The sequence below is a fragment of the Moritella sp. genome (genome assembly GCF_033791185.1).
In the GTDB taxonomy this organism is placed as follows: domain Bacteria; phylum Pseudomonadota; class Gammaproteobacteria; order Enterobacterales; family Moritellaceae; genus Moritella.
The window spans coordinates 1-9,300 of sequence record NZ_JASJHF010000306.1 but is presented as its reverse complement, the minus strand read 5'-3'; the positions used below and the strand labels follow the sequence as shown (position 1 = coordinate 9,300).

The 9,300-nt window shown below is 40.1% G+C and carries 6 protein-coding genes and 2 pseudogenes; 3 read left to right on the top strand and 5 right to left on the bottom strand.

Translation table 11 applies throughout. From position 1 onward, the window contains the following. Positions 1–309 precede the first annotated feature (309 nt). Positions 310–447: pseudogene (locus QNK26_RS17500) on the bottom strand (divalent metal cation transporter); the annotation flags it as partial. A 380-nt stretch (positions 448–827) separates the two neighbouring features. Between QNK26_RS17500 and QNK26_RS17495 the strand changes: the two are divergent. Further along, the gene (locus QNK26_RS17495; protein ID WP_319225300.1) at positions 828–2,285 is read left to right on the top strand and encodes a hypothetical protein; all 1,458 of its coding nucleotides are present in this window, start codon (positions 828–830) and stop codon (positions 2,283–2,285) included. A 310-nt stretch (positions 2,286–2,595) separates the two neighbouring features. Next, positions 2,596–3,342, top strand: coding sequence for a hypothetical protein (locus tag QNK26_RS17490; protein WP_319225299.1), 747 nt, complete (start codon positions 2,596–2,598; stop codon positions 3,340–3,342). On the opposite strand, the gene QNK26_RS17485 is transcribed toward QNK26_RS17490, so the two are convergent. Continuing rightward, entirely contained in the window at positions 3,339–4,193 is an 855-nt protein-coding gene (locus tag QNK26_RS17485) for a PfkB family carbohydrate kinase (RefSeq protein WP_319225298.1), read from the bottom strand. The genes QNK26_RS17490 and QNK26_RS17485 overlap by 4 nt on opposite strands. Positions 4,194–4,406: 213 nt before the next feature. Here QNK26_RS17485 and QNK26_RS17480 point away from each other — a divergent pair, with 213 nt between their 5' ends. Continuing rightward, a complete protein-coding gene (locus QNK26_RS17480) occupies positions 4,407–6,677 on the top strand; it encodes an ATP-binding protein (protein WP_319225297.1) in 2,271 nt (756 codons plus the stop codon). Between the two features lie 42 nt (positions 6,678–6,719). On the opposite strand, the gene QNK26_RS17475 is transcribed toward QNK26_RS17480, so the two are convergent. From QNK26_RS17475 to QNK26_RS17465, 3 genes and pseudogenes are all read right to left on the bottom strand, one after another. Further along, positions 6,720–7,727: a sensor domain-containing diguanylate cyclase gene (locus QNK26_RS17475; RefSeq protein WP_319225296.1), complete on the bottom strand. Its 1,008-nt coding sequence runs from the start codon at positions 7,725–7,727 to the stop codon at positions 6,720–6,722. 212 nt (positions 7,728–7,939) lie between these two features. After that, on the bottom strand, positions 7,940–8,791 hold the full coding sequence (locus QNK26_RS17470; RefSeq protein WP_319225295.1) for an alpha/beta hydrolase: 852 nt from the start codon (positions 8,789–8,791) through the stop codon (positions 7,940–7,942). A gap of 168 nt (positions 8,792–8,959) precedes the next feature. Then, positions 8,960–9,300 (bottom strand): annotated as a pseudogene (locus QNK26_RS17465) (2',3'-cyclic-nucleotide 2'-phosphodiesterase); the annotation flags it as partial.

Genomic DNA, 9,300 nt, shown 5'->3' with positions numbered 1-9,300 from the left:
GTCTTCAAGGGTCATCCTAGTGAGTTCGGTGGCGGTAATGTTAAAAGAGAAAAGTAAACTGCAGGTAATAATAAAGACTTTGTTAAACATGGTCATAGTTCCGATGAAATAGTTCCGATTAATCGTAAACGCAATAATAATGATGCAGGTTACCCTTAGTTTAGGCTTTAGCAAAGTGAAATGTTTAGCAAGATGATATCAACATCATCCTGCCGACGATAACAATTTCATGCTGGTGGTGAGTTTTAATGCTGCTGGCAGTTCAGTACTAGTCACTAACAGGTAATTAATCAATGCAATCAATTGTCAGCCATAGGTCGCGCCAGCCTTGGTTGATGCAACCAAGTGAGAGCCAGCTACAGCGGCCGTCGCCATCATGATCCCTGGGCCTAAAGATTTCATTCGTTGTTGCCAGGTACTCGTAGTCGCTGTTAGCGTTGTTTGCATAATCACATCCTTTTGATAGTAGTGGCATACATATTGCTTCGTTTATTGGTTGTTATAGTTTATTGGCAGGTTATTGACGGCTTGAAGTGAATTTTAGCAATATGTTATATTTTCGATTTTGTCGAAAACGGCATAGTGTTGGTTTCGTGTAAGCGTTAATATGCGCCCCCTAGAATTTGTAGTTATACATGAGTTACCCACTTGTGGGTGTTTATGACTGTTTATAGCTGATTATGATTGGTTATGGATAGTTATAATGCATGTGTAATGTTAGTGTATTTTTAAATGAATGAAAGTTCAGTGGTTGTATTCTTTGCTGTTTTGTTACGTAAAAGTAACGCGGTGAAAGTATCATTTTATTATTGAGGTGTTTTAAGCAAATGAGCGATATTATAGGTACTGGTTCAAATATCAGTAAAGTTAATGATAAGGATGTTGAAGAGCTTAAAAAGCATAGTCGGTTTTTACGTAAAATCGCCTGGTTAGTTGAGATTATCGTGGTATTTATCGGTCTTTGTATTTCAATCTCATTAATGACAAGTAATAATGATCTAACCAGTGCATTCACATTGGCTGCGCCTTTTGTGATGATCTCGCTGGTGGAATTAACCAAGATCCCGTTTGTGATCGGACTTTGGCATTCGCGTAAATCATTCCTTATGTATCTGTTGATCATTAGTTTCTTATGTCTTATTACATTTGAAACCTTACTCAATGGTTTTGAACGTGCATTTTCATCAATTAATCGTCAAATTAATCTCAGTGAAATTGAGATCAGCAAAATTGAAAATCAGATCAAAATCAATGAAGATAATATTGCTATCGCATTGCAAGACTATAATATTAAAACCCAGCAAATAGACAGTGATACGATGACTGTTAATGCTAACTATAAATCGCAATATGCCAATGAAGTAAGACGTAATAAGCGTTTATCAAAAGATATCCCAGTGTTAAGTCGCGCTATAACAGCAAAGAAAGAGCAGTTAATTCAGCTTAAAATTGAAAAGTCAGAGCTGCTGCAAGAGCTATCATTGAAGAAAGAACAACGCTTCAAATCATCGATGGAACGTACTCAAGGTAGCGCTGATTTAGTGCAAACCGAGCGTAATCGTTTATTAGCCCAGCTTGATAAGCTTAACGTCGACAAGGTTGTTGCGTTAGATGATTCGAACTTCTTTACCTCTCCAGGTGTGAAAAAAGACTACGATGAAAAGATCCGTTATGTTGAAACTCAGCTTAACAACATTAATAACAACACCATTATTGTTAAAGATAACAGCCCTGATTTAGAGTCTGTTCAATTCCTCGATGATTATTATGCTGATTTACTCGGATTGAAAGATGACATGATCCAGCAGAAAAACGAAGAAGTGCAACAACTTCGTCGTCGCTATAACAATGCGGTGAGTGCGAGTAATAGCAATTTAGCGGTTAAGCAAAGACAACTGGCTAATAATAAAACCACCGCGTTACGTAACTTAGAGATTAAGCGTGACCAAACAGATGTTCAGTTCTTAAGTGAAAAAGACTACATTAAAGAGATCAAGCAAAATAATATGACGTTACGTTATGATATTCGCGTGATAGAAATAGAGGCGAACACGGTGGCCTTATCTAATCAGGTTTATCGTATGGCGTCTTATATTGATAATGTTGACCACTACAAAGAAGTTAAAACAGAAACTTTAACGCTGGTTGGTTTGGTGTGGTTCGGTTCATTAGCCTTAATTGGTTCTATTACTGGTATTGCACTGACCTTGTCAGGTTTACACCTTAATAGCCTGGCTAAAAAACGTGAACAAAAAGCGCGTGTCTATGTAACTGACGAAAGTTAATAACGAAAGCTAACACTGACGTTATTAATCGAAAAACCTGCCTCCGAGCAGGTTTTTTTATAACGTATTTTTATGCCGTATTCGTCAACGCTAATAGCCAGTAAAACCATAGTTCAAGTCGCGATAAGACACTGCTTAACAACCATGTAAATCATAAGGTAAACGTTGTTTTTGTTATGGTTGTTTTGATTTAATTATCCATAAAGAGAGTTATTTCAATTAATTTAGTAAATAATCGTAAATTCTGAACGACTTTCCTTAGTTTATTCCATAATATTGACATGGGTTGAGGGTATCAAAGGGAATTTGTATGAATCCAGCTATGCGATATAAAGGCGATGCGGTTCGCATAACAGTGTTGTCGTTTATCGACCAAGAACCGCTTCTAGTTGATCTTGAGAATAATGACGACATTCGTTTTCACACTATTAGTGCTGAAAATAATGTAGAAGAGAGTGCTAAGCATAACGTGGAGCAAGAAAGTGACCTATCGCCACTTAATCTAGCACAGCCGAATTTAGTGCAATCGGACTTGGTGGTAGTGGTGTACCAACAAGCGCACATTGACTCTATTGGTTATCGTTCGAGAAAGCAGATCATTGATGATAATTATATCGCCACTATTTGGCTTAATTTGGACGAACTTAATCACTATCATCGTCTGGCAGCATTGCGTTTTATTAATCATATGGCCACAATACTGAATCAAAATAACGTGCTTAAATTTAATATCAGTGACATCTCATCATTAATCGCCAATTCGAAATCATTACGATTTTTGGAGGCTGATGGTGAAGATTTAGCCATTGTTATTGCAGCTAATGACAGCTGTATGGGCGAGAATACCGTCAACAGTATCATACCCGATACCAGCATCACGGATTCTGCCGCGATGATTATTGTGACCAAAGAGCCAATATCAATACGTAAAATCAATGCTGGATTTGAGGTGATTAACCAAGTCTGTGACCACAAGATCCCCTGTTATTACGGGGTGCATATGTCACCTAAGTACCGAGCTAAATACACGTATTTATATCTTGTTGGCGAGCGCTAATTAGCGAGATACTGCTGCAACTCGATACCAGGAATGGAACTGGCTGTTGCCACAGCGATAGCTGCCCATTGAGAGCCGCTAATCATGGCTTGGTCTATCGCTTGGTTTGCTAATAACCCATGCATTAAACCAGCAGCAAATGCATCACCCGCACCTGTGGTATCAACGACTTTCGCAGTTACCGCTGGGACACTCACCGCAGTGCTTTTACTGTAAGCGGTCGCGCCTTGTTCACCGTCAGTAATAATGAACTGACGTAAGTTTTGACCTGCAACCTGTTGACCGTATTGCCATAATTGGGCACTGTTATGCACATCTATACCGTGGTTGTTAATGTCGGTTTTAGATGAAATCAAGTAATGACACGGGCGAGGGCGAGCGTCTTTTGCTAATTGAGCGATGACTAAGGTATGGTCAAGCGCTGCTTGCGCCCAATCTTCGCAGCCGACAGCTGAAGAATTAATGTATAACGCCTGCCATTGGCTAAAATCGGGTGCCGGAGCTAAAGTAAAAATAGGACGTTGTGGACGAATGATGGTGCGTTCGCCATCGGGTGTCATCACGAGCAATAATTCGGGCGTATTGAGATCATTGCGTTGCAACAAACTGCAGTCTAAACCTTGAACACTGGCTTCTGCTAATAACCAGTCGGCGGTCTTATCATTACCGACTTGACTCACCAATGCCACTTTGTGACCCGCATAAATCAAGCCTAATCCGGTATTGGCACCACCGCCACCTAAGCGTCGTCCATTATCTGCATAGTAATGGCGGCCACCCGTTGATAACGGCCTATCCAGTTGTAATACTCGGTCGCAGTTTAGATTCGCAAGTAAAAGGATATTTGACATAGTGATTGGCCTTAAATGGTAGGTTGATGATAATTATCTATTAACTATTTCGAAAAGGAAATAACGGTAGGCGTTGCAAATGCTCAAATTGAGCGATGTAGCACAATAGCCGTTAATGATAGTGCTAAAATGTAGAACCGTCACCTAATCTCAGGCTCGGGTTCCATCTCGATGATTTACTATGCACTTATATGATTTTAACAGGGCGGTTAAATGACAGTAAAAAGGACTTTTATGTTTACCTCGATAGCTGCCAAGTTAAATTTGTTGATGGGTATTTTTATATTCTGTTTGCTGTTTTCTATTTACGAAGGTTCCCGCCTTATTGAATATGGTAAAACAGCCGTGGATCAGCAATCAAATATTTACCACCATGCCAGTACGCTTATTCTTAACGCAGACCGTGATGCATATCAGGCTTATTCTGCTTTTCAGCAATACATTATTGATGGTGACGTCAATGCGTTCACGACGATCAACACTAATTTAGACCAAATTAAAACCCGTTATGGTAAATACACAGAATTGGGTGCGACAGCTGATAACTACAATATACTTGCACTGATGGCACAGTGGCGTCAGTTAACTCAAGATTATATCGACAGCACTGATGATGCCGAAAAAACCATTATCCACTGGGCTATTACGCAAGAGTTTCAAGTGTTAAGAACGCGGTTGAATCAAGAGTTTGACCAGATTAATGCTAAATCAGCACAGGCTGTTAATGAGTTTCAGCTGCATTTATTCAAAGAGTTTACTTGGCTGTTAATTGTATTTACCATCTTGCTGGTATCCGTTGCTTGTATTTATAGGTTAATTAAACGCCGTATTATTGCGCGTCTGAATGACTTAAACCGTCACATTGGCTACATTGCGGCAGGCGATCACGATAAGAGTATTAAGAATAATACTGACGATGAAATGAGTGATTCTTTTACCCATTTAGCGGCACTACAGACTAAATTAAAACAAAATATTGCGACTATCACCCAAGAAAAAGATAACGCCAATAAAGCCAACAAAGCCAAGAGTACATTTTTGGCCAACATGTCCCATGAGATACGCACACCGCTTAATGGCATTATTGGTATGGCGGAGATCTTAAAAGACTCACAGCTGTCGCCAATTCAAAAAGATTACTTGATGACGATTGACTCCTCTTCGCAAACCTTGTTGATGTTGATTAATGATGTGCTCGACTTATCTAAAATTGAATCGGGTAATTTGGTTATTTCACCACATACTTCCAATGTTAAAGAGCTCCTGTTTGATACGGCGTCATTAATTGCCGCAAAAGCACAAGAGAAAGGTATTGAGTTAGATATTCAAATCGATCCGAACTTACCAGCGTTAGTTAAATTAGATGAACATAAGCTGAGGCAAGTACTGATGAACCTTGCTTCTAATGCGGTTAAGTTTACGGCTACAGGTAAGATAGTGCTGTCATTAACCACTAAGCCAGTCGATGCTGACAGTATTGCCTTATCATTTTCGGTCAAAGATACCGGTATTGGCATTGAACAAAGTAAGCATGGCAAGGTATTTGAAGCGTTTCAGCAAGAAGATAATAACACCACTCGCCATTTTGGTGGCACCGGTTTAGGACTTTCTATTAGTGCTCGAATTGTCGCTCTAATGGGTGGTAATATTACGATAATCTCAAGTAAAGGGGCTGGCAGTGACTTTCGCTTTACCATCACTGTTGGCGTCGAAAAAACTCAGCCGAAACAAGCGCTATCAGCACATCATGCAATTATCATTAATACTAACAAGAGCTCATTTTTACCCCTTGAATTAGGTAAGCTGGGCATCACTTCGACAGTGTGTGCCAATATTAACAGCGTTGCAGCCCGTGTTACCCCAAAGGCGATTATTATTTATCATCAGCAAGAGGTTGAACTCGCTAAAATAGAGTTACAAACACTACGCCAAAAAGTCGGTAACACGCCGATTCTGGTGTCTCGTAGTAATCATGATGAGCAATTTAATTATGCGCACTTAGTTGATGGTTATATTACCTTACCCTTGTTAGGACTGAGGTTGTTGAATATGATCAATGATCTTGGCCTGAGCGTTGACGCTGCAACCTGTGAAATACCTGTAACGGCGAGTCGTGCAATCTTGTTAGTGGAAGATAATTTAATTAATCAGAAAGTGGCGTCGATTAATATTAACCAGTTAGGCCTTGATGTGCTGGTGGCTAAGAATGGCCAAGAGGCGATCGAGATGTATGCGGAAAATCACCAAAACATTAATTTAGTACTGATGGATTGTATGATGCCAGTGATGGATGGCTTTGATGCCACTACCGGTATTCGTGAATATGAAGAGGCTTACTCTCTATCTCGTATTCCAATTGTCGCATTAACCGCGAGTATTTTAGAAGACGACATTCAACGCTGTTTCGATTCTGGCATGGATGATTATTTACCTAAGCCCTTTAAGAAAGAGATATTTAGAGAGAAGATTAATAAATATAGCTGATGTTGTTGCGAGTTACATTAGCGACTTAATAATATCGACATGCTAGCTGTGCGTAAATTGCGGTATTTTAGCTGATGTGTTGGTTGTGGTTAATTCATATTGATTGACCAAACCATTACAATATACCGAGCCATCACAAACTTTGTTACGTCCTTCTGATTTAGCTTGGTAGAGTGCTTTGTCTGCAGCGTTAATCACGTCATGTATCGATAACATTGTCAGTGACGCTTGGACGATACCGATGGAAGCTGTTAATTGAAAGCATTGCTCTTTATGGCGGATTGTCATTGTTGCTATGGTGTTTCGCAGCCGTTCTGCAATGATTAAGCTTTCTTTGGTATCGGTATTGGGGAGTATGATTGAAAATTCGTCACCGCCGATGCGCCCAAATAGATCCCTTGTGCGCAGTTTGCCCTTGGTATTATGGGCAAAGGCCTTGAGCGCGGCATCACCTGCGGCATGACCAAGGTTATCGTTAATTAATTTAAAATTATCGATATCGATGAGTATTAATGTTAGCGGTTGGTGCCCTATTTGCGCATTGTGAAACTCTATTTCAGCCATTTCATAGAAATTATGGCGATTGCTAATACTGGTCAATTCGTCCGTTGACGCCCGCTTATGCAGCTCTTTGGATAATATGGCTAATTGCATTTCTGTGTGTTTTTTTTCAGTTATGTCGGTACTGCTAACATATAATATGCCGCCACTCACTACTTGTTCTGTAATCAAATGCCATCGGCCATCTTGAGTATCTGTTTCGAAACTGCGAAACGGCACGCTACGTCTTTTTTTATTGGCGGCGATTAGCCATTTATCGACATTATCGGATTCGATATTTATCCCTGCAGCGCGATGGAAGCATTGCTTGATTAGCTCACTAAAGGTTTTATTTAACGCCAGCTCTGCCGTATCACCATATAGTTTCGCCATACTTTCATTGCAGTATATGACGCGGTCATTATCATCAAAGATGGCAACGCCATCATTGGTTAATGAAAATGCATTAAATATAATGTCCTGCACTTGTTTGGTCGGAAGAGTAGGCATCCATGTACTCCAAGGCGATGTCTTTAAACATCATTAAAGATTAATTTTGGTGAAAATAAACAAATTGTGCGTGCTGATAATTATAGTGTTAATGGTAAAAATGACTGATGTTTTAGTGTCATTATGCGATCTAGACCCTAATTAGAGTTACTACTTTTGAACTAGCCGCTATGAGTCATTCGGTTTGAGCGAATTGTGATCCATAGCTAGGCTTAATCATTAATAATATCAAGGCATTCACTGGCATGGCTCGTGACCAAAAAGTGGCTTGCCCCAGCTATTTTATATTGCTGGTTGTTGGGTAATTCACGACCCAGATGGTCAACAATCGCTTGTGCAACAGGGTTCGATGCCGAACCACAGACTAATTTTGTGGGTATGGTTAACGCGTTTAACGCCGTGCGATCACAATAGCTATTTGTGCACAGAGTCCAATGGCGATCATTATTTGCTGTTAAGGGCACCATTGATTGTTTAATGAAATCGGGGAGGGCTTCAAATGCCCCGTTGCCGCCCCAAAAATTAATCACTTTGCCACATACATAAGGTTCGTTATTGTCGATCCCTTGGCGATAACCAGCAATAAACGCATTAACCTGCGCTGTCATTGCTTGATCTCCAACCGATTCAAATACCCAAGTTGATACCGGTTCAAATAGAGTTAATTTCTGTATTGCGACGGATCCTTTAATGGCTAAAGCAAGCGCTATCACCCCGCCAAAAGAATGACCGATAAGATGGATAGGTTGGTCGGTCAACTCAGCTATCACAGATTCAATGATCGTCAGTTCTGTATTGACGTTTGGGGCATTGAAATCGTCTGGATCTGGCATGCCACAATGACCAGGCAGCTTGATCGAAATACAATGATGTGTTGTTGCTAGTTGCTGGACTATCTTCTTCCACGTTGCTGTGGTCGCGTAGGAACCGTGAATAAACACCATCGGACTGCCGCAGCCTTGCTGTTCATAATAACAAGCTGCAGCGGTATTGGTGGCAGTGGTATTGGTTTGATTGGTATTTATGTGGCGGTGACTTGTGTGGTCATTGCTGTTATTACTCATAAGACATCCTGTCGAAATAAATAGCTATTATTGCCGTTTAGCAAATTATGAATGGCAGTTTAGCAAATTATGAACGCGAAATTGAGATAAAAATACCGCAGACTAGCTGCGGTATTAACGACGTTATTTACTTGAAAAACTTTATGTTAAACATTTTACGCTAAAGTCTTACTTTTTGTTTTGTAAGTCTAAACTGTAGATAGCAAAACCAAGCTTATCATGTTTCATGAACGTCATTGGATATTGGCCTTTGTCTTTGATAAATTGCGCGGCTTTTTCTCCCGGAGCCGTTTCAAAAGTGATGGTTAGTTGCTTATCACTTTGTAATTGATTGAAATACCAGTTGTTATCAGCGCTTGGTGTTACTTGGCCTTTCTCTTTACTGACGCGGCTAATGTAGTCTGCAAGTACCGTACGGTTTTCATCAGGTGATGCAAATGCTACAAACGCTTCACCTGTACCAGCAAATTTCGCACTGTAAGCACGATAGTTATTTGTTGCTACGAGGA

Coding starts and splice junctions, on each gene's coding strand:
- QNK26_RS17470 (WP_319225295.1), bottom strand. CDS start 8,791: ATGAGTAATAACAGCAATGACCACACAAGTCACCGCCACATAAATACC.
- QNK26_RS17490 (WP_319225299.1), top strand. CDS start 2,596: ATGAATCCAGCTATGCGATATAAAGGCGATGCGGTTCGCATAACAGTG.
- QNK26_RS17485 (WP_319225298.1), bottom strand. CDS start 4,193: ATGTCAAATATCCTTTTACTTGCGAATCTAAACTGCGACCGAGTATTA.
- QNK26_RS17495 (WP_319225300.1), top strand. CDS start 828: ATGAGCGATATTATAGGTACTGGTTCAAATATCAGTAAAGTTAATGAT.
- QNK26_RS17475 (WP_319225296.1), bottom strand. CDS start 7,727: ATGCCTACTCTTCCGACCAAACAAGTGCAGGACATTATATTTAATGCA.
- QNK26_RS17480 (WP_319225297.1), top strand. CDS start 4,407: ATGACAGTAAAAAGGACTTTTATGTTTACCTCGATAGCTGCCAAGTTA.